This is a genomic window from Limnohabitans sp. 103DPR2, assembly GCF_001412575.1.
Lineage (GTDB): Bacteria > Pseudomonadota > Gammaproteobacteria > Burkholderiales > Burkholderiaceae_C > Limnohabitans_A.
On record NZ_CP011834.1, the window covers coordinates 2,461,526 to 2,480,338 of the forward strand.

Below are 18,813 nucleotides of genomic sequence, written 5' to 3' on the forward strand. Positions count from 1 at the left end.
CCCTGATGTCGCCTTACTCACCCGACGGCGATTGTCCTGGCTCGGCGTTACCGGATGCACCCGAAGCATTTTTCGCCACTGGCTTTCGGCGACGCGGCGCACGTCGTGTTTTGCCAATTCCCGAAGCAGGAACGTTGCCCTTTTCAGACTTCGCCTGTTGCATCAAGTCCTCGCGAGCGGCATCGTCTGCCATGCTGAATTCTTGCCACCAATCGGCCAACGTCAAATCGACATCCGCCACTTCAGCGCGTAAACGTAAAAAGTCGAAGCCAGCGCGGAATCGGGGCTGCTCTACCAAACTGAATGGCGTACTGCCAATGCGTTTTTCAAAGCGGGGCTGCATCATCCAAATTTCGCGCATGTCAGCCGCCAATTTACCGCGTCCCGAGACGTCACCGATGCGCGCATCAAAGACTTCATCGATGGCTTCTTGCAGGGCTGGAAATGGCGGAATGCGTTTGGCAACACGCTGATCCCAACCCGCCTTGACATCGGTCCATAAAACACATGCTAGCAAAAAGCTGGGCGCCACGGGTTTTTCTTCACCTACACGGCGATCTGTGTCGGCCAATGCCGCTTTCACAAAAGGCGTATCAGCACGCTCAACCACCACATCCAACAAAGGATAAATGCCTTTGTGCAAACCCAAGGATTGCAATTGCGCCACAGAGGCCAAAGCATGGCCCGTTTGAAGCAACTTCAGCATCTCGTCAAACAACCTGCTTTGCGGTACATCGGCCAGCAAGTTCAGCATGGTCGCCAAGGGCTTGGCAGTTTTGCTCTCGAACTTGAAACCCAAGGGGCTGAGCTTTGCTGCAAACCGCACCGCACGAATGATGCGCACAGGATCTTCGCGATAACGTGCAACGGGATCGCCAATCATGCGCAAGACTTTCTTTTTGGCATCCTGCATACCGCCGTGGTAGTCAACCAAATACTGAGACTCCGGGTCGTAGTACATGGCATTCACCGTGAAGTCCCGACGTGTTGCATCTTCGTCTTGGGGGCCCCAAACGTTGTCGCGCAGCACCCGGCCGCTTGAATCGACAGCGTGCGTCATACCTGCAAGTTCAGATTTGCTGGTTTTTTCATTACCCTTGACCTGCTCTGCTGCGCGGTTGTCCAAATGGGCCCTGAAGGTAGACACTTCAATCACTTCATGCTCGCGGCCACGACCGTACACCACATGCACAATGCGAAAGCGTCGTCCGATGATGAATGCTCGGCGAAACAAGCTTTTCACTTCTTCTGGCGTGGCATCGGTCGCCACATCAAAGTCTTTGGGGCGAAGTCCTAAAAGCAAATCGCGCACCGCGCCACCCACCACATAAGCTTCATAGCCTGCATCTTGCAAAGTTCTGACCACATTCAGAGCGCGCTCGTCAACCAGGGCTGGATTAATGCCATGAACGGATGCAGGAATTTCGACGCGCTTGCCAAAATCAACAGCGCCTCGCCCGCCTTTGGGCTGGCCTAATATTTTTTGAATGAATTTTTTGATCATGAGAAAAGTTGAAGTGTGCGCCAGCCTCGATCGGTCGCAAGTTGGCGCAAACGCGCATCTGGATTGGTCGCAACGGGTGTTTGTGCCATTTCTAGAAGTGGCAAATCGTTGATTGAATCCGAATAAAAGGTAATGTGCACATCTGACCACTTCAGATTTCGTGCCGCCAACCATTGTGCAACTCGAGTGACCTTGCCTTCTTTGAATGACGGCGTACCCGAAATCTCGCCCGTGATCCAGCCTTGCGCGTCGCGCGCCAATTCAACAGCAATCAATTCAGACACACCAAAAGCAGTGGCAATGGGTCGCGTGACGAATTCATTGGTGGCAGTGACGATCATGACATGATCACCTGCCGCTTGATGTTGTTTCACCAATTCGATTGCAGAGGGCTTCACAGCAGGCAGGATAATTTCGCGCATGAATTGCCGATGCGCGATTTCCGCTTGCTCAGCCCCCTTCAGGCGCACCGCATCCGTTGCAAATCGCACGTACTCATGAATGTCCAACACACCCGATTGATAGTCTGCGTAAAACTGATCATTGCGTGCTTTGAAAGAGACTGGATCAGTCCAAGCAATGTGCTGACTGAATTCACCCCACGCGTAATCGGAGTCAATTGGCAACAAAGTGTTGTCGAGATCAAACAGGGTCAACTTCATGTGCTCTCCAACATGGATTTGATCAGCGGAATGGTGATGGCCCTTTGCGTTTGTAAAGCAAATTGATCCAAGTGATTGAGCAAAGTCATCAAGCTGCTCAAGTCGCGTGAAAATCGTGTGAGCATGTAAGACATCACCTCATCACTCAAAAACAAACCTCGCGAGTCTGCCTCTTGACGCAACACTGCACGTCGCTCGTTGTCACTTAAGACCTGCAGTGCATAAACATGCCCCCAACCCAAGCGAGAACGTAAATCATCACGCAACTTGAGGTCTGCAGGTGGCAATGTGCCGGCCGCCAATACCCAACGCGGCTGACCTGACTTGGGCGTGAGTGCATTCACAAACCAATTAAACCCCATGGCCTGTTGCTCTAAATTGAACAGATGCACATCGTCCATCAACACAGCAACCCAAGATGCATCAAAACTCAGATGCGCTTCGGTTGAGGCATCCAGCCAGCCCACAGAAAATCCTTGATCTTTGAGCGCCGCATAGACCCCCTTGAGCAGATGCGTTTTGCCTGAGCCACTCTCCCCCCAAAGGTAAGTAGGGACGGGACTGGGCATTTGACCAGCTGTCCAGAGTTTGAGATGTTGCAGTGCTGCGGCATTGGGTCCTGCAAAAAAACTGTCCAAGCTGGGCGCTGTTTGCAAGCCTATGTCTAAGGCCATTTGCTTCATGCGTCAGGACCTTGGTAAATGGTGCTCTCAAAATATTGATCACGCACTCTGCGCAGTGCCACCAAAATCACCGCACTGGCTGGCAATGCCACCAGCACGCCCACAAAGCCAAACAATTGACCCAATGCCAACAAAGCAAATATGACAGCCAAGGGATGTAAGCCAATGCGTTCACCGACCCACTTGGGTGTGAGCCAAAAGCTTTCAAGCAACTGCCCCGCACCAAACACCACCGCCACCATCAACAAAGCCTTGAGGGATGCAAATTGTAAAAATCCAGCAAACAAGGCCAAGATAAGGCCAAGCCCAAAGCCCAAGTAAGGCACGCAAACGGCCAAACCCGTGAAGACACCAATGGGCAATGCCAAATCCAATCCGAAGGCATACAGGCCGACGGCGTAGAAAACTGACAAAGCCAGCATGACCAAAATTTGTCCATGCAAATACTGACCTAAGACTTCATCGCATTCACGCATGAAACTGTCATAGGCAGGGCGCCAGTGAAGGGGCACCCACAAAACGACTTGCGAGACCCAACGGTCCCAGTCCTTGAGCAGGTAAAAAAGAACCACTGGAATCAAAATTAAATTACCCAAGACCGCCAGGGCAAAGCTGCCACCCAGTTTGAGTGAGGCCACCAACGGCTCCATCCAATCGCCTCGGTTGGCACTCAAATAGGTGAGCAGTTGTGCCTTGATGGAGGCCACATCCAAAGTCAATCGCCAGCCGTACTTGTCCAGCAGTGCATTCAAGAAGGCTGCCAATCGGTCTAACAGGGTTGGCAATTGCTGCTGAAGCAATGGAATTTCGCGGGTCAAAATGGGCACCAACAAAAACAGAACACCCATCGCCGCCAGCAGCGCCAACAACTCAATCAACATCACACACAAAACATGAGGCAACCAAGGGGCGGCTTTGTGCATTCGAAGCACGGCTGGATGCAGGGCGTATGCCAGCACCCCCGCGACTGCAAAGGGAACCAAGACAGGTCCCAAGACCCACAGCATCAAGGCCACCACAACAGCGACGCCCACCCCTAAAGTCAGGCGTTTGTTGGCGATATGGATGGGCATGTTGGCAATTCGTGGTTAAAGAAAATCAAAAGAAGCTGACGGCATTGGCAGATGCAAGCAGCACTGCCCCTTAAAATATGCTTAGATTTTAGTCTCCCCTCGCCCTCTTCCCCACATTTTCCCCATATTTCACATGAGCTCAACTCCCCTTTCCTACAAAGACGCTGGCGTCGACATCGTCGCGGGTGACGCCTTGGTCGAACGCATCAAGCCTCTGGCCAAAAAGACCATGCGCGAAGGTGTTTTAGCAGGCATTGGTGGGTTTGGCGCCTTGTTTGAAGTGCCCAAACGTTACAAAGAGCCTGTTTTGGTCTCTGGCACTGACGGTGTGGGTACCAAACTCAAACTGGCATTTGAGTGGAACATGCACGACACCGTGGGCATCGACCTTGTCGCGATGAGCGTCAACGATGTCTTGGTTCAAGGGGCAGAGCCGCTGTTCTTTTTGGACTACTTTGCATGCGGCAAGCTGGATGTGGACACAGCAGCTGCCGTGGTGGGCGGCATTGCCAATGGCTGCGAAATGTCCGGTTGCGCTCTGATTGGCGGTGAAACGGCCGAAATGCCAGGCATGTACCCCGCAGGCGAATACGATTTGGCCGGATTTGCAGTAGGCGCTGTTGAAAAATCAAAAATTCTTACCGGACGAGATGTCAAACCAGGCGACATCGTATTGGGCTTGGGCTCCAATGGCGTGCATTCCAATGGTTTCAGCTTGGTTCGCAAATGCATTGAGCGGGCTGGCGCGCAATTGCCCGCCCAACTCGATGGTCAAGATTTCAAGCAAGCCATCATGGCGCCCACACGTTTGTACGTTAAAACAGTCTTGAGCGCCTTGGCACAACACCCCATCAAAGCTTTGGCTCACATCACGGGTGGTGGTTTGTTGGAAAACATTCCCCGTGTTTTGCCCGAAGGCACTGCGGCGCATTTGGTCAAGGGCAGCTGGCCTCAATCCGAATTATTTGCATGGCTTCAAAACACGGCAGGCATTGACGACATCGAAATGAACCGCACCTTTAACAACGGGATTGGCATGGTCGTTGTCATCGATGCAGCGAATGCTGCAGCTTGTGCAGACACTTTGCGCCAAGCTGGCGAAAAAGTTTATGAAATTGGTGTTATTGCTGCGCAGGCTGATGGTGCACAAGTGACCGTCAAGTAATTTTTTAGGAATCGATGGATGCCAGTCGGAAACGAATGATGTCGACGTCACTGGCATCGGTCGCCTGGCTCACATAAGCCTGCAAGTCATCGCGAGCCTCAGCATTCAAGCCCAAGGACATCAAAGCCAGCCCGCGATCGCGTCGCTCATAAATGGCATCGGGATTGAGGACGATCAACCGGTCCAAGACGCACTTCAAGCGCTGCCAATCAGATTGGCTAGAGAAAATTTCTTTCAAATTGCGCAGCATGCGCGTCAAGATGTCACGGGGCATGGCTGGCTGCAGATACAAGCCAAGTGGCGTGTCACTGTCTTCCACGTCATCCGCAAGGTCAACCCGCTGACGATATGGTGCCAGTCTCTCTGCCAAGCGCTCCAAACCCAAGGAATCACCCGTCAAGGGATCCATCACAACCAAGCCCTCAGGCAAAGTGACTTTGACCAAGAAATGCCCCGGGAAAGAGACGCCTTCAGCCTGCAAGTCGAGTGCCTGCGCCAACTCCAACCAAATGACCGCAATCGAAATCGGAATGCCGCGACGCGTCCTGAAAACCTCATTCAGGTAACTGTTCTCGGGGGCATAAAAGTTGTTGGCGTTGCCACCGAAACCCAGTTCGTTGTAGAAAAACTGGTTCAACACCGTCAACTTCTGAAGGGGCTCTGCTTCGCGCTTCAATCGCCGCTTTAGCCGCACCAACAAAGCATCACAAGTGGCCAAGACCTCTTGCACGTCCAACGCAGGCTCTTCATCCTGCGCAATAGCCGCCGCAGACTCTAGCAATGGAAAGTTCTGGTCCGCTGCCACCAAACTTTGGAAGTAGGTCAATGGGGTCACTGTGGTGGCTTGTAAATTCATAGTGCAAGCATCTTTTTAGCGACGAACAAAGGATTTCAAACGCAAACCACACAAACGCAAGCACCCAAAATAAAGAAGGGCTGAAGTGATCAAAACAAGGGCCATCGCAGCCAGTCGCACTAACACTTGTTGACGGCCACCCAGCCAATCAAATTGGGTTGAAGCCACAATCAAAAAACCAGTTAACAACAAGGTAGCAAGCGCGACTTTGGCGCTAAACCAGCCCCACCCCGGCAAGGGTTTGTAGCTGCCTTTTCGAATCAGCCCCACCAGAAGCCACATTGCATTCAACAAAGCACCCAAACCGATGGACAGCGCCAAGCCTGCATGGGCTAAATAAGGAACCAACACAAAATTCAAGGCTTGCGTAAAGCACAAAACAAGCACCGCAATTTTGACCGGCGTTTTAATGTCCTGGCTGGCGTAGTAGCCCGGCGCCAGAACTTTGATGGCCACAAGTCCTATCAAGCCAACACCATAGCCCGTCAGCGCCATCGTCGTTTGCTTCACATCGTGGTCGGTGAATGCGCCGTAGTGATACAGCACGGACACCAAAGCTTGCGAGAAAGTGAGCAATGCAGCTGCACAAGGCAAGGCCAACAACACAACCAAGCGCAATCCCCAATCCAACATGGCAGCGTATTCAAGCTGATCACCTTTGGCCCTTGCGGCAGCCAACTGCGGCATCAAAACAGCACCCAAGGCTACACCCAAAATGGCCGTTGGAAATTCCATCAAGCGATCGGCATACGTCAACCAACTGACACTGCCTGGCGCCAAGTGAGAAGCAATCTGTGTGTTGATGAGCAGTGATATTTGAGCCACCCCCACGCCTAACAATGCCGGCAACATCAAGCTTGTAATTTGGCGTGTAGCTGGATCGTTCAAGGCTTGTTGAATGGCTCGCCAAGTCACACCGATACGCGGCAGCAATCCCAAATTTGCAAGTGCCGGAATTTGAATGGCCAGTTGCAACAAACCACCCAACATCACACCAACAGGCAAGGCATAAACCGGTTGAATGCCCTGACTTTTGAACCAGGGGGCCAAGAGCCAAGCCGCACCAATCATGGCCACATTCAACAACACAGGCGTTGCAGCGGGCACCGCAAAGCGTTTCCAAGTGTTCAAAATGCCTGCCGACAAGGCGACCAAGGACATGAACGCAATGTAGGGGAACATCCAACGCGTCATGAGCACAGCCGCCGCATAGGAATCGGGTTGTTGTTGCAAGCCACTGGCCATGGCCCACACCAAAAATGGTGCAATGGCTACACCCAACAAGCTCAAGAGCAACAAAGACCAAGCCAGCAAGGTGGCCACATGGTCGATCGCTTGTCGTGTGGCTGCTTCACCATTTTGAGCCTTGCTAGCTGCCAATACAGGGACAAAAGCTTGACTGAAAGCACCTTCAGCAAAGAAGCGCCGAAACAAATTAGGAATACGAAAGGCCACATTAAAGGCATCGGTGAGCGCACTGGCCCCAAAAACGGAGGCGATCAATAGCTCTCGGACCAATCCCGTAATGCGGGAGGCCAGGGTCCAAAGAGAGACAGTAGAAGCTGATTTAAGAAGGCTCACGGCGAGAGTGTAGCGACTGATTGGGTTGGCTGTCAGGGGGACTCGACTTGGCGGGATTTAGCCTGTTACAATAGCCGGCTTTGCTGACAACATCCTCAGACAACTAGGATAAATAAAATGGCTTCTGGAAAACCCAAGAAAAAGAACCCCCGCCTGGCATCAGGCCGTAAACGCGCACGTCAAGACGTGAAACTGAACGCAGCGAACACCTCACTGCGATCTAAATACCGCACCGCCGTGAAGAACGTTGAAAAAGCTGTTCTGGCTGGTGACAAAACCAAAGCTACTGAACTGTTTGCCAAAATGCAAGCCGTTGTGGACACGATTGCTGACAAAGGCATCTTCCACAAAAACAAAGCAGCTCGCGATAAGAGCCGCTTGTCAACCAAGGTGAAAGCCTTGGCCCTCGCCTGATCAATTGATCATCAGCCCGGCGCCCACCAGGGTGCCGCCGTTTGAAACGGGTGCGCTGTCAGCAAAGAAAAAGCAAAAAGCCGTCTTAGGACGGCTTTTTTGTGGGCGTTTGACGACTCAGCGGGGATGATCAGGAAGCAGGCAGGCCTCAGAAACTTGCAAATTGTTGTCTTTGGCAAAGTTCATGAGGAAGTCCCAGGCCATGGGCTCATAGTCTCTTAAATCGGTGTGGACCACAACGCATTTGATGCCACCCAAGGTCTGGGGAATGCACCATGGCGAGTAACTCAAGTGGCTGCCAGGTGTAGCGCCTCCAGGCCGAAATTGCCCCATCACGCCAGCCAAACGCTCAGCCCAATCGCTCGGTCTGAATGTGCGGCCGTCCAAGGTCACTCCTTGAATCAGTACTTCTTTGGCGTTATTGGAAACCATCGATCAGAGGTTAGGTAATTTGACGGGCAGACATCAGGGATCGCCTCAATGTTGCATTGCACAACTATTGTATCTTATATAAGACTTAAAGCTTTATTTCTGGCTCTAAAATCTCATCTCAGCGGCCCTCTTCGTTGGGCCGATTTCTTTTCAGAGGAGTTCTCAGCATGTCTGCTTTCATTGAAGCCACTTCGCCGCACACCATGAACACCTACGGCCGATTGCCCATCGCAATGAGCCATGGTCAAGGTTGCCGATTGTGGGATGTCAATGGCAAAGAATATTTGGACGCGCTAGGCGGCATTGCGGTGAACACCTTGGGCCACAACCATCCAGAGTTGGTCCCTGCCCTGCAGGATCAAGTGAGCAAGATCATCCACAGTTGCAACTACTACCATGTGCCCAACCAAGAAAAGTTGGCCGCCAAACTGGTTGAGTTGTCTGGCATGACCAATGTCTTTTTTTGCTGCACAGGCTTAGAAGCCAATGAAGCCGCCATCAAGTTGGCACGCAAGTTCGGGCACGACAAAGGCATCGAGAAACCCGAGATCGTGGTTTACGAAAAAGCCTTTCATGGTCGCAGCATTGCCACACTCAGCGCCACTGGCAACACCAAGATTCAACAAGGCTTTGGACCTTTGGTTGAAGGCTTCATTCGTGTGCCAGTGAACAACATAGAAGCCTTGAAAAAAGCCACCGCCAACAACCCCAATGTCGTGGCTGTGTTCTTTGAAACCATTCAAGGTGAAGGCGGTGTCAATCCCATGCACATGGACTACCTGCGCGATGTACGCGCACTGTGTGACGAAAAAGATTGGCTCATGATGATTGACGAAGTTCAATGCGGTATGGGCCGCACAGGCAAATGGTTTGCGCATCAATGGGCAGGCATCAAAGCCGACGTGATGCCACTGGCCAAAGGCTTGGGCTCTGGCATGCCCATCGCAGCCGTGGTGGCGGGCCCTAAAGCCGCCAACATTTTCCAACCTGGAAGTCATGGCACCACCTTCGGCGGCAATCCATTGGCCATGCGCGCGGGTGTTGAAACCATTCGCATCATGGAAAAAGACGGTTTGCTTGAGAACGCAGCACATGTAGGTGCTCATCTCAAAGCGCGCCTTGAGCAAGGCTTGGCGGGTGTCAAAGGCGTCAAAGAAATTCGCGGCCAAGGCCTGATGTTGGGCATTGAACTCGACAAAGCTTGCGGCGCTTTGACACAACGCGCGGCCGATGCTGGATTGCTGATCAGTGTCACCGCAGACAGCGTCATTCGCATGGTGCCACCGCTCATCATGACGCAAGCCGAAGCAGATCAGGTTGCTGACATTTTGTTGCCTTTGATCAAAACATTTCTAGCGGAGTAATTTCAATGGCCACAAATGCTCAGGCATTGCCACTTCGGCATTATTTGCAATTCACCGATCTCACCGCCGATGAGTACGCGCATCTGTTCAAGCGGGCTGCTTTCATCAAAGCCAAGTTCAAAGCCTACGAAAAATACCAGCCACTGACAGACCGCACCTTGGCCATGATTTTTGAGAAAGCATCCACGCGCACTCGTGTGAGCTTTGAAGCCGGCATGTACCAACTGGGTGGATCTGTGGTTCACCTCACCACGGGCGACAGCCAATTGGGCCGCGCAGAGCCCATTGAAGACAGTGCGCGCGTGATCAGCCGCATGGTTGACCTGGTGATGATTCGCACGTATGGCCAAGACAAGATTGAAAAGTTTGCAGCACACTCACGTGTGCCTGTGATCAATGGCTTGACCAATGAGTTCCATCCTTGCCAAATCTTGGCAGACATCTTTACCTACATTGAACACCGCGGATCCATCCAAGGTAAAACAGTCGCGTGGGTAGGCGATGGCAACAACATGGCCAACACTTGGCTTCAAGCGGCCGACTTGCTTGGCTTTAAAGTAAACCTCAGCACCCCCAGCGGTTATGAGGTCGACCCGTCGGTGGTTGGCGTCAGAAGCGCCGCCAGCACACAGTTCTTCAAAGATCCTATGCAAGCCTGCGAAGGTGCGGACTTGGTGACCACCGATGTCTGGACCAGCATGGGCTACGAAGCCGAAAACGAAGCGCGCAAAAAAGCCTTTGCCGACTGGTGTGTGGACGAAGACATGATGAAGGTTGCCAAGCCAGATGCCTTGTTCATGCACTGCTTGCCTGCACACCGCGGCGAAGAAGTCAGTGCGGAGGTCATTGATGGCCCCCAATCCGTCGTGTGGGACGAAGCAGAAAACAGAATGCATGCGCAAAAAGCGCTGATGGAGTTTTTACTTTTGGGCCAAGTTTAAAGCGCGGTGGATTTAGCAACGAATTAGCCGTGACCAAGGCTGATTCAGGGGCCCGCATAAAGCCAGGGCAAATCCATCAAGGACTCCCCCATCATGCGCATGGCGATGTTTCTGCCCCAGCGCAACGGCCCTTGCATGTGAAAGATCTCACCGTTTCGAATCGATCTTTGTTGAACCCTGGCATTTCGAGCCCACCGGGCTTGCGCATACAACTGCCAGCGCTCGGCGACACTTAAATCGCTTCTTGCCCAACAAGAGGCCAGTTGCGCTGCATCCTCAATGGCCATGCCTGCACCCTGCGCCAAAAACGGACGCATAGGATGCGCCGCATCGCCCAATAAAGCAATTCGGCCTTTGGCCATTTCATGAAAGCCCGCAACGGGCGGTCGATCGCACAAGGGCCACATGCGCCAAGCCGACACAGTTTCCAAAATCTTTTTCAAATCGGCATGCGCAAAGTCCATGGCCAAGTCAAGATCTCGCTTGTTGGCTGCGTGATCCCAATCTTCAAGTGACTCTGGCGAACGGGCCCGCACAATGACCACCAAGTTCAAAAATTCTCCACGCCTGACGGGATAAAGCACTGCGTGAACCTGAGGCCCCACCCACACCGTGACATCTTGTGTTCGCAAACTTTCAGGCAAGGCTTGCATAGGCAAAAGTGCACGGTAGGCTATCAATCCCGTGACGCGAGGCGAGGTTTGGGGCACAACATATTGACGTGTGGCACTCCAAAGCCCATCCGCGCCTATAACGGCCTCTGCCGTGACATGTTCAAAGCGCCCATCTGGAAGGCCGCGGCCACTGACAGAGAGGTGGTCAGTCTCCTCACGAATCAAATCGATTGGGGTGTTGAGACTTAATTGGCATGTGCCAGAACGAAGCACATGATTCAACAATACTTGATGCAGGTCTGCACGATGTACCGTGAAGTAAGGCGCACCATAAGTCTCAAGACTTCTTTGACCCAAACGCAGGACACCCAAGGAAGCGCCTGAATGGGCATCCCGCACATGCAAACGATGGGGCGAGAAAACCACTTCTTGTAAGGACTTTTCCAATCCCCACGCGAACAAGGTTCGGGTGACATTGGGCCCCATCTGAATACCCGCACCCACTTCACTGAAAACTTGGGCACGCTCGACGACGTGTGGCTGTGCACCTTGCTGCGCACAAGCCAAAGCGGCCGCCATGCCACCGATACCGCCGCCGACAATGAGTATTGAATTTTTCACAAGGTCCATTTTGCAGTGAAGTTTTCAGCCCAACATGCGCGCCATCAAAAAAGCCCAAAAGACTGACATCTTTTGGGCTTTGGGTCTAAGCTGAAAAGCTTGGATTAAGCAGCAACACCTTTGGCCACTTCTGCGTACTCTTCGATCTTGTCGAAGTTCATGTACTTGTAGATCTGACTTCCGTCTTTGTTGATTTCAGTCATGCTGGCTTGGTACTCTTCTACCGTTGGAATGCGGCCCAGCTTGGAGCTGATGGCAGCCACTTCGGCAGAACCCAAGTAGACGTTGGTGTTTTTACCCAAACGGTTGGGGAAGTTGCGCGTGGATGTAGAAACAACCGTCGCACCTTCGCGCACCTGAGCTTGGTTGCCCATGCACAAGGAGCAGCCTGGCATTTCTGTGCGCGCACCAGCAGCACCGAACACACCGTAGTGGCCTTCTTTGGTCAATTCGGCGGCATCCATTTTGGTTGGGGGTGCAACCCACAACTTCACTGGAATGTCACGACGACCTTCAAGCAGCTTGGATGCAGCACGGAAGTGGCCAATGTTGGTCATGCAAGAGCCGATGAAAACTTCGTCAATCTTGGTGCCCGCAACTTCTGACAACAACTTGGCATCATCAGGATCGTTAGGGCAGCACATGACGGGTTCTTTGAGCTGGTCCATGTCAATTTCGAGCACGTGAGCGTACTCCGCATTGGCATCGGCTTCGAGCAAGTTGGGATTGGCCAACCAGGCCTCGACCGCCTTGATACGACGCTCAAGGGCGCGCTTGTCACTGTAGCCTTGCGCAATCATGTTCTTCATCAGAACAATGTTGGAGTTGAGATACTCTTTGACCGGCTCAGGATTGAGCTTGACGGTGCAACCAGCAGCAGAGCGCTCGGCAGAAGCATCTGACAATTCAAAGGCTTGCTCCACTTTCAAATCGGGCAGGCCTTCAATTTCCAAAATGCGGCCAGAGAATTCATTGATCTTGCCAGACTTGGCAACGGTCAACAAGCCTGCTTTGATGGCGTAATAAGGAATGGCGTGAACCAAGTCGCGCAAAGTGATGCCAGGCTGCATCTTGCCTTTAAAACGAACCAAGATGGACTCGGGCATGTCCAAAGGCATCACGCCAGTAGCGGCACCGAAAGCCACCAAGCCAGAACCTGCAGGGAAAGAAATACCAATAGGGAAACGTGTGTGAGAGTCGCCACCCGTGCCGACTGTGTCGGGCAACAACAGACGGTTCAACCAGCTGTGAATCACACCGTCACCAGGCTTCAGAGAAACACCACCACGATTGCTCATGAAAGCAGGCAGTTCATGGTGCATCTTGACGTCAACAGGCTTTGGATAAGCCGCTGTGTGGCAGAAAGATTGCATGACCATGTCAGCACTGAAACCCAAGCATGCCAAGTCTTTCAACTCGTCACGCGTCATGGTACCTGTGGTGTCTTGTGAACCCACAGTGGTCATTTTGGGTTCGCAATATGTACCGGGGCGAACGCCCTGACCTTCTGGCAAACCGCAGGCACGGCCCACCATTTTTTGAGCCAAGGTGAAACCAGCTTGGGTCGAAGCTGGCACTTTAGGCAAACGGAACAAAGTTGAAGTGGGAAGACCCAAGAACTCGCGTGCCTTGCCGGTCAATGAGCGGCCAATGATCAAATTGATACGACCACCCGCACGGACTTCATCAAATAACATCTCGCTGCGCACTTCAAACTCTGCAATCAAAGTGCCGTTTTTCATGATCTTGCCGTCGTAGGGCAGGACATCAATCACATCGCCCATTTCCAATTTGGAAACGTCAACTTCAATGGGCAATGCGCCAGAGTCTTCTTGTGTGTTGAAGAAAATGGGTGCAATTTTGCCGCCCAAAGTCACACCGCCAAAGCGCTTGTTGGGCACAAAAGGAATGTCTTCACCAAAGCCCCAGATGATGCTGTTGGTGGCAGATTTGCGTGAAGAACCCGTACCGACCACGTCACCCACGTAGGCTACCAAGTGACCTTTTTTCTTGAGTTCTTCAATGAACGCCATGGGGCCACGCTTGCCATCTTCTTCTGGTTTGAAAGCGGCATCAGGGCGTGTGTTTTTCAACATGGCCAAGTAGTGCAATGGAATGTCGGGGCGGCTCCATGCATCAGGCGCGGGAGACAAGTCGTCGGTGTTGGTTTCACCAGGCACCTTGAAAACTGTCACCGTGATTTTCTTCTCAACTTCAGGACGTGATGTAAACCATTCCGCATCGGCCCAGCTCTTGATCACAGCGCTGGCGTTGGCATTGCCGGCTTTGGATTTTTCTGCAACGTCATGGAAAAAGTCAAACATCAACAATGTTTTCTTCAAACCTTCTGCAGCTACAGCGCCCACTTCTTTGTCGTCGAGCAAATCGATCAAAGGCTTGACGTTGTAGCCACCCACCATGGTGCCCAACAACTCTGTCGCCTTGGCTTTGCTGATCAATGCAACATTCAGATCGCCGTGCGCAACTGCGGACAAGAAAGAAGCTTTCACTTTGGCGGCATCGTCAACACCTGGGGGCACACGATGTGTCAGCAGGTCTAACAAGAAGGCATCTTCACCTTGTGGCGGATTCTTGATCAGATCAATCAATTCTGCGGTTTGCTTTGCATCCAAAGGCAGCGGGGGGATACCCAGCGCTGCGCGTTCGGCGGCATGTTCACGGTAGGCTTTCAACATGGTTTTCTCCTGTCTAAATAAATTTACAAATCAATAATTTTCAAACGACTCCATTCAGCGCTGCACTGATGCCGCAGGACTGCTGACATCGATCAAGGCTGGCGGGGGATTGACTTTCATGTCGTTGGCGACGGCCACCTGGTCTGGGTGCGCACATTCATCTGCCAATCGACGTCCATTTTTTTGGTCCATAAGCATGGATTTGTTGGCAAGCTGCAGCCACACTGCGCCTGCTTTTTCATCTTCCAAACGAATAGCACCTGTACTTGTGGTCACAGGTCGCATTCTGTATTTGTAGCCTTTGCCTTGCAAGTTGAAGTACCCAGGGGCATTGGCATCAGCTGTCATGCGAACAGTAGCGCCCAACTCGCAAGGCAGCTGCCCCACGTGCACGCGCTCTGCAATGCTGAGCTCTTGCGGCGCCAAGGCGAGTTCTGTGTCGGCAACAACTGCTTTCGAGGCTTCGTTCTTCTTCTGAGATTTGGCAGTGCTTGCTTGTACGGCAGGCTTGGCCTTGCCTTCTTTTTTACTCGCCACATTTGTCGCACTTGAGGACTGAGCTTGCGCCACGTGAGCGCCGAGCAGACAGCTCAAGATAAACAAGCTGATGATTTTCAAGCTGCGCATGATGTCTCTCCAAAATAGGATTGAACTGACGCTGGCAAGGGCCTTCCGGTTTGATAGGCACGCTCAAGCACTTGCCAAAAAAATCTGTAACTGGCGCGATCATGCAATTGACCTGCATGACTTACTGGCGCCCATTCAGCGCGTTGGGCCGCCGATATCAACTCTGCAGCTTGTTCAATTTCTTGTGCACTAGGGGCGAGGGCCTCGACCACAGGTCTGATTTGACTGGGGTGAATACTCCACATGCGTGTAAAGCCCAGCTCACGTGACGCTTTGGTGGCCGCCACTTTGATGGCATTCAGATCACTGAATTCAGTCACCACACAATGCGATGGCACTTTGCCGTTGGCATGGCATGCGCTGGCGATCTCCAGTTTGGCGCGCAACACCAAGGGGTGTGTAAATTGCCCCTGAACGCCCATGCCGCTGGCGGGAATGGCGCCGCCATGGGCAGAAACAAAATCCATCAATCCAAAACTCAAAGATTGCACCCGAGGATGGGCTGCAATTTCAAACGCGCGGTGAACTGCAGCGGGGGACTCAATCAAAACATGCAATGGCAGATTCAATGCACCCACTTGGTTCAGTGCACTGGCAGCCGTCTCAACATCTGCAACAGATTCCACCTTGGGGATCATCACATGTCGCAAGCGTGAATGAACACGGCCTAAGATCAGGTCCACATCGTCGAAAAACGAAGGATGATCAACCGGATGAACGCGGACAGCAAGCCTGGCTTCTGGCGCTGAGCTGCTTGTCATTTCTTTCACCAAATGGGCATGCTCAATTTCGCCGCCAACAGGCGCGCCATCTTCGCAATCCAAGGTGACATCGAAGACGCAAGCACCGAACTCTTGCGTCATCTCTGCTTGCAGTTGCAAGCTTTTGCGCATCCGCACTTCGACACCGCTGTAATGGTCACAAACAGGCAAGACCATGCTTGCCGCTTGTGAGCCCAACAGAATGTCGCGCGGATGCTTCACAACAGTGACGTCTGATTAGACCAAGTGCGCCACGCCGGCTTGCTCGTCTGTCAGCTCTTTCAAAGTTTTGTCGATGCAAGCTTGGCTGAACGCATCAATTTCCAAACCTTCCACCACTTTGTATTCACCGTTTTCGCATGTGACGGGGAAACCGAACATGACGTCTTTGGGAATGCCGTACCAACCTTGTGAAGGAATGCCCATGGTGACCCACTGGCCGTTGGTGCCTAAGGCCCAGTCGCGCATGTGATCGATGGCAGCATTGGCAGCAGAAGCAGCTGAAGACAAACCACGTGCTTCGATGATGGCTGCACCGCGCTTGCCCACTGTGGGCAAGAACACGTTGGCGTTCCACTCTTGGTCGTTGATCATGGTCTTGACAGATTCGCCATTGATGGTGGCAAAGCGGTAGTCAGCGTACATGGTGGGCGAATGGTTGCCCCAAACGCACAGCTTTTGAATGTCGGCCACGGCTTTGCCGGTTTTGGCGGCGATTTGTGAAGCAGCGCGGTTGTGGTCCAAACGCAGCATGGCAGTGAAGTTGCCAGGCTTGAGATCAGGGGCACTCTTCATGGCGATGTAGGCATTGGTGTTGGCGGGGTTACCGACCACCAAAACTTTGACATTGCGTGAAGCCACAGCGTTCAAGGCCTTGCCTTGCGCTGTGAAAATGGCGCCATTGATGGCGAGCAACTCAGCGCGCTCCATGCCAGGGCCGCGAGGACGTGAACCCACCAACAAGGCGTAGTCGGTGTCTTTGAAAGCGGTCATGGGGTCGGAGTGGGCTTCCATGCCAGCCAGCAAGGGGAATGCGCAATCGTCCAACTCCATCATCACGCCCTTCAAAGCTTTTTGGGCTTTTTCATCGGGGATTTCGAGCAATTGCAAGATCACAGGTTGATCTTTGCCCAACATTTCGCCGGAAGCGATGCGGAACAACAATGCGTATCCAATTTGACCAGCGGCTCCTGTGACGGCGACGCGAACGGGCTTTTTGCTCATGGTGTGAACTCCAGATAGTGATAAGAAAACGGACTTCGCCGACCCCATCTGTGCATTCACTGCCGACCGGGTCATCTGGGTCTTCCAGACAGGTACACAAATAAATCTGAGTACGGGCAAACAGCTTTCGAGTGTACCCGCGAAAACCCGCAAAAGTCAATTTGTCTTATGTCTTATATAAGATATCATTGCCCCACTTTTGTGCCCGCCCTTTTCAAGGGCCAATGACATGACATCCCAAGTTTTTTCTGATGATTCCGCCGGTTTTCCAGACGCATCAGCAGCAGCGCCAGCCTTCAGCCCTCTGTACCAGCAAATCAAGGGGCTGATTCTCCAAAGCCTGCAATCGGGCGAATGGAAACCGGGCGAAGGAATACCCAGCGAAATGGACCTGGCGGCCCGCTACCGCGTCAGCCAAGGCACGGTTCGCAAAGCCATTGATGAATTGGCCAATGGAAATCTCTTGGTTCGCCGGCAAGGCAAAGGGACCTTTGTGGCCACCCACGCCGAGCAACAAGTCCAATACCGATTCCTCAAACTACTGCCCGATGAGGGAGATCCCAAAAGCGAAGGTCCAGCGCAACGCAAAATCATCGACTGCAAGCGCCTAAGAGCCAATGCCGACATTGGGCGTGCGCTGGCATTGCGCACCGGCGACGCCGTCTTGCAAGTCAGACGTGTACTTTCGTTCGCGGGCGCACCAACCATTTTGGAAGACTTGTGGTTGCCCGGCAATCCCTTCAAAGGCCTCACAGCAGAACGTCTCAGTGAGTATGACGGCCCCATGTATGCGCTGTTCGAGACCGAATTTGGTGTCCGCATGGTCCGCGCAGAAGAACGCATCAAAGCAGTGGTGCCGGATGCTGCGCAATGCAAGCTCCTCGAGATTAAATCTCACACACCCCTGTTAAGCGTGGAGCGCATCGCCTACACCTACAACGACACGCCGATGGAATTGCGTCGAGGCTTTTATGTCACCGACACCCATCATTACCATAACGAACTCAATTGACGCCCAGGCGACTTTTTGAAGCAATGACATCTCGATGTGTAATTTCTTTCTGAAATCCTCATGTCAGTTTGTTGCGTTGCAATAGAATCCGCGAACACTGAATTTAAAAATGACAGTGCCGTTACCAAAGAGGAATAAAAAATGACCGAAACCGCCCGTCAAAGGCCTGAATTTCGCAACATCAACGCCATCAGCGATTTGCCTACCTATCGCCTTCCTGCGGCGGGTTGGGTGTCCATCCTGCACCGCGTCAGCGGCGCTTTGATGTTTTTGCTGATGCCCTTCATCATTTGGATGTTTGACAACTCAATCACATCTGAGTTTTCATTTGCCGCATTTGCGGCCGCTTTCAATGTCGGCATTGGTTTCATTCCAGGCTGGTTCATGAAATTGGTCGCTCTGGCCCTCATTTGGGCCTATTTGCACCACTTCATTGCGGGTGTTCGTCACCTCTACATGGACACTTTCCATGCGGTGACCAAAGAATTCGGCAAGTCTTCTGCCGTGGCCACGCTGGTCTTAAGCCTTGGCCTCACTGTCGTTCTCGCTGCCAAATTGTTTGGCCTTTACTAATTAGGAACAG

The 18,813-nt window shown here is 52.6% G+C and carries 18 protein-coding genes; 6 read left to right on the forward strand and 12 right to left on the reverse strand.

The window, feature by feature from the left end; translation table 11 throughout:
• Positions 1 to 13 precede the first annotated feature (13 nt).
• Genes pcnB through L103DPR2_RS11865 form a run of 4 tightly spaced genes read right to left on the reverse strand, consistent with a single transcriptional unit; the run spans position 14 to position 3,922 of the window.
• The gene (gene pcnB, locus L103DPR2_RS11850; protein WP_055361268.1) at positions 14 to 1,504 is read right to left on the reverse strand and encodes a polynucleotide adenylyltransferase PcnB; all 1,491 of its coding nucleotides are present in this window, start codon (positions 1,502 to 1,504) and stop codon (positions 14 to 16) included.
• Entirely contained in the window at positions 1,501 to 2,166 is a 666-nt protein-coding gene (locus L103DPR2_RS11855; RefSeq protein ID WP_055361269.1) for an HAD family hydrolase, read from the reverse strand. The genes pcnB and L103DPR2_RS11855 overlap by 4 nt, the downstream gene beginning before the upstream one ends.
• Positions 2,163 to 2,849, reverse strand: coding sequence for a DnaA regulatory inactivator Hda (gene hda, locus L103DPR2_RS11860; RefSeq protein ID WP_055361270.1), 687 nt, complete (start codon positions 2,847 to 2,849; stop codon positions 2,163 to 2,165). Before hda ends, L103DPR2_RS11855 begins: the two co-directional genes overlap by 4 nt.
• On the reverse strand, positions 2,846 to 3,922 hold the full coding sequence (locus L103DPR2_RS11865) for an AI-2E family transporter (RefSeq protein WP_055361271.1): 1,077 nt from the start codon (positions 3,920 to 3,922) through the stop codon (positions 2,846 to 2,848). The genes hda and L103DPR2_RS11865 overlap by 4 nt, the downstream gene beginning before the upstream one ends.
• Positions 3,923 to 4,055: 133 nt before the next feature.
• On the opposite strand from L103DPR2_RS11865, the gene purM reads away from it, so the two are divergent.
• Positions 4,056 to 5,087, forward strand: coding sequence for a phosphoribosylformylglycinamidine cyclo-ligase (gene purM, locus L103DPR2_RS11870; protein WP_055361272.1), 1,032 nt, complete (start codon positions 4,056 to 4,058; stop codon positions 5,085 to 5,087).
• A gap of 4 nt (positions 5,088 to 5,091) precedes the next feature.
• Here purM and L103DPR2_RS11875 read toward each other — a convergent pair whose 3' ends face one another.
• Together L103DPR2_RS11875 and murJ are read right to left on the reverse strand one after the other, a co-directional pair.
• Positions 5,092 to 5,943, reverse strand: a complete 852-nt coding sequence (locus L103DPR2_RS11875; protein ID WP_055361273.1) for a SirB1 family protein — start codon at positions 5,941 to 5,943, stop codon at positions 5,092 to 5,094.
• A gap of 15 nt (positions 5,944 to 5,958) precedes the next feature.
• Positions 5,959 to 7,524 (reverse strand): murein biosynthesis integral membrane protein MurJ, encoded by a 1,566-nt coding sequence (gene murJ, locus L103DPR2_RS11880; protein ID WP_055361274.1) that lies wholly within the window; start codon positions 7,522 to 7,524, stop codon positions 5,959 to 5,961.
• 117 nt (positions 7,525 to 7,641) lie between these two features.
• Here murJ and rpsT point away from each other — a divergent pair, with 117 nt between their 5' ends.
• Positions 7,642 to 7,938, forward strand: coding sequence for a 30S ribosomal protein S20 (gene rpsT / locus L103DPR2_RS11885; protein ID WP_055361275.1), 297 nt, complete (start codon positions 7,642 to 7,644; stop codon positions 7,936 to 7,938).
• Between the two features lie 117 nt (positions 7,939 to 8,055).
• On the opposite strand, the gene L103DPR2_RS11890 is transcribed toward rpsT, so the two are convergent.
• Positions 8,056 to 8,370, reverse strand: coding sequence for a DUF3579 domain-containing protein (locus tag L103DPR2_RS11890; protein ID WP_055361276.1), 315 nt, complete (start codon positions 8,368 to 8,370; stop codon positions 8,056 to 8,058).
• A 167-nt stretch (positions 8,371 to 8,537) separates the two neighbouring features.
• Here L103DPR2_RS11890 and L103DPR2_RS11895 point away from each other — a divergent pair, with 167 nt between their 5' ends.
• Positions 8,538 to 9,734, forward strand: a complete 1,197-nt coding sequence (locus L103DPR2_RS11895) for an aspartate aminotransferase family protein (RefSeq protein ID WP_055361277.1) — start codon at positions 8,538 to 8,540, stop codon at positions 9,732 to 9,734.
• Between the two features lie 5 nt (positions 9,735 to 9,739).
• Entirely contained in the window at positions 9,740 to 10,675 is a 936-nt protein-coding gene (gene argF / locus L103DPR2_RS11900; RefSeq protein WP_055361278.1) for an ornithine carbamoyltransferase, read from the forward strand.
• A gap of 44 nt (positions 10,676 to 10,719) precedes the next feature.
• Here the strand turns inward: argF and L103DPR2_RS11905 are convergent, their stop codons facing one another.
• From L103DPR2_RS11905 to L103DPR2_RS11925, 5 genes are all read right to left on the reverse strand, one after another.
• Positions 10,720 to 11,910: an FAD-dependent monooxygenase gene (locus L103DPR2_RS11905; protein WP_055362019.1), complete on the reverse strand. Its 1,191-nt coding sequence runs from the start codon at positions 11,908 to 11,910 to the stop codon at positions 10,720 to 10,722.
• Positions 11,911 to 12,014: 104 nt separating this feature from the next.
• Positions 12,015 to 14,606 carry a bifunctional aconitate hydratase 2/2-methylisocitrate dehydratase gene (gene acnB / locus L103DPR2_RS11910; protein WP_055361279.1) on the reverse strand — a complete coding sequence of 864 codons (2,592 nt, stop codon included), beginning with the start codon at positions 14,604 to 14,606 and terminating at the stop codon, positions 12,015 to 12,017.
• A gap of 54 nt (positions 14,607 to 14,660) precedes the next feature.
• Positions 14,661 to 15,233: a hypothetical protein gene (locus tag L103DPR2_RS11915; protein ID WP_055361280.1), complete on the reverse strand. Its 573-nt coding sequence runs from the start codon at positions 15,231 to 15,233 to the stop codon at positions 14,661 to 14,663.
• A complete protein-coding gene (locus tag L103DPR2_RS11920; RefSeq protein ID WP_231717733.1) occupies positions 15,221 to 16,171 on the reverse strand; it encodes an HpcH/HpaI aldolase/citrate lyase family protein in 951 nt (316 codons plus the stop codon). Before L103DPR2_RS11920 ends, L103DPR2_RS11915 begins: the two co-directional genes overlap by 13 nt.
• 60 nt (positions 16,172 to 16,231) lie before the next feature.
• The gene (locus L103DPR2_RS11925) at positions 16,232 to 17,218 is read right to left on the reverse strand and encodes a malate dehydrogenase (protein WP_055361282.1); all 987 of its coding nucleotides are present in this window, start codon (positions 17,216 to 17,218) and stop codon (positions 16,232 to 16,234) included.
• Positions 17,219 to 17,447: 229 nt separating this feature from the next.
• On the opposite strand from L103DPR2_RS11925, the gene L103DPR2_RS11930 reads away from it, so the two are divergent.
• Positions 17,448 to 18,230, forward strand: a complete 783-nt coding sequence (locus L103DPR2_RS11930) for a GntR family transcriptional regulator (protein ID WP_055361283.1) — start codon at positions 17,448 to 17,450, stop codon at positions 18,228 to 18,230.
• 141 nt (positions 18,231 to 18,371) lie between these two features.
• Positions 18,372 to 18,803: a succinate dehydrogenase, cytochrome b556 subunit gene (sdhC, locus tag L103DPR2_RS11935; RefSeq protein ID WP_055361284.1), complete on the forward strand. Its 432-nt coding sequence runs from the start codon at positions 18,372 to 18,374 to the stop codon at positions 18,801 to 18,803.
• Positions 18,804 to 18,813 lie beyond the last annotated feature (10 nt).

Coding starts and splice junctions, on each gene's coding strand:
- L103DPR2_RS11875 (WP_055361273.1), bottom strand. CDS start 5,943: ATGAATTTACAAGCCACCACAGTGACCCCATTGACCTACTTCCAAAGT.
- purM (WP_055361272.1), top strand. CDS start 4,056: ATGAGCTCAACTCCCCTTTCCTACAAAGACGCTGGCGTCGACATCGTC.
- L103DPR2_RS11915 (WP_055361280.1), bottom strand. CDS start 15,233: ATGCGCAGCTTGAAAATCATCAGCTTGTTTATCTTGAGCTGTCTGCTC.
- L103DPR2_RS11855 (WP_055361269.1), bottom strand. CDS start 2,166: ATGAAGTTGACCCTGTTTGATCTCGACAACACTTTGTTGCCAATTGAC.
- hda (WP_055361270.1), bottom strand. CDS start 2,849: ATGAAGCAAATGGCCTTAGACATAGGCTTGCAAACAGCGCCCAGCTTG.
- L103DPR2_RS11865 (WP_055361271.1), bottom strand. CDS start 3,922: ATGCCCATCCATATCGCCAACAAACGCCTGACTTTAGGGGTGGGCGTC.
- L103DPR2_RS11930 (WP_055361283.1), top strand. CDS start 17,448: ATGACATCCCAAGTTTTTTCTGATGATTCCGCCGGTTTTCCAGACGCA.
- pcnB (WP_055361268.1), bottom strand. CDS start 1,504: ATGATCAAAAAATTCATTCAAAAAATATTAGGCCAGCCCAAAGGCGGG.
- L103DPR2_RS11890 (WP_055361276.1), bottom strand. CDS start 8,370: ATGGTTTCCAATAACGCCAAAGAAGTACTGATTCAAGGAGTGACCTTG.
- L103DPR2_RS11895 (WP_055361277.1), top strand. CDS start 8,538: ATGTCTGCTTTCATTGAAGCCACTTCGCCGCACACCATGAACACCTAC.
- argF (WP_055361278.1), top strand. CDS start 9,740: ATGGCCACAAATGCTCAGGCATTGCCACTTCGGCATTATTTGCAATTC.
- L103DPR2_RS11920 (WP_231717733.1), bottom strand. CDS start 16,171: ATGGTCTTGCCTGTTTGTGACCATTACAGCGGTGTCGAAGTGCGGATG.
- rpsT (WP_055361275.1), top strand. CDS start 7,642: ATGGCTTCTGGAAAACCCAAGAAAAAGAACCCCCGCCTGGCATCAGGC.
- sdhC (WP_055361284.1), top strand. CDS start 18,372: ATGACCGAAACCGCCCGTCAAAGGCCTGAATTTCGCAACATCAACGCC.
- acnB (WP_055361279.1), bottom strand. CDS start 14,606: ATGTTGAAAGCCTACCGTGAACATGCCGCCGAACGCGCAGCGCTGGGT.
- L103DPR2_RS11925 (WP_055361282.1), bottom strand. CDS start 17,218: ATGAGCAAAAAGCCCGTTCGCGTCGCCGTCACAGGAGCCGCTGGTCAA.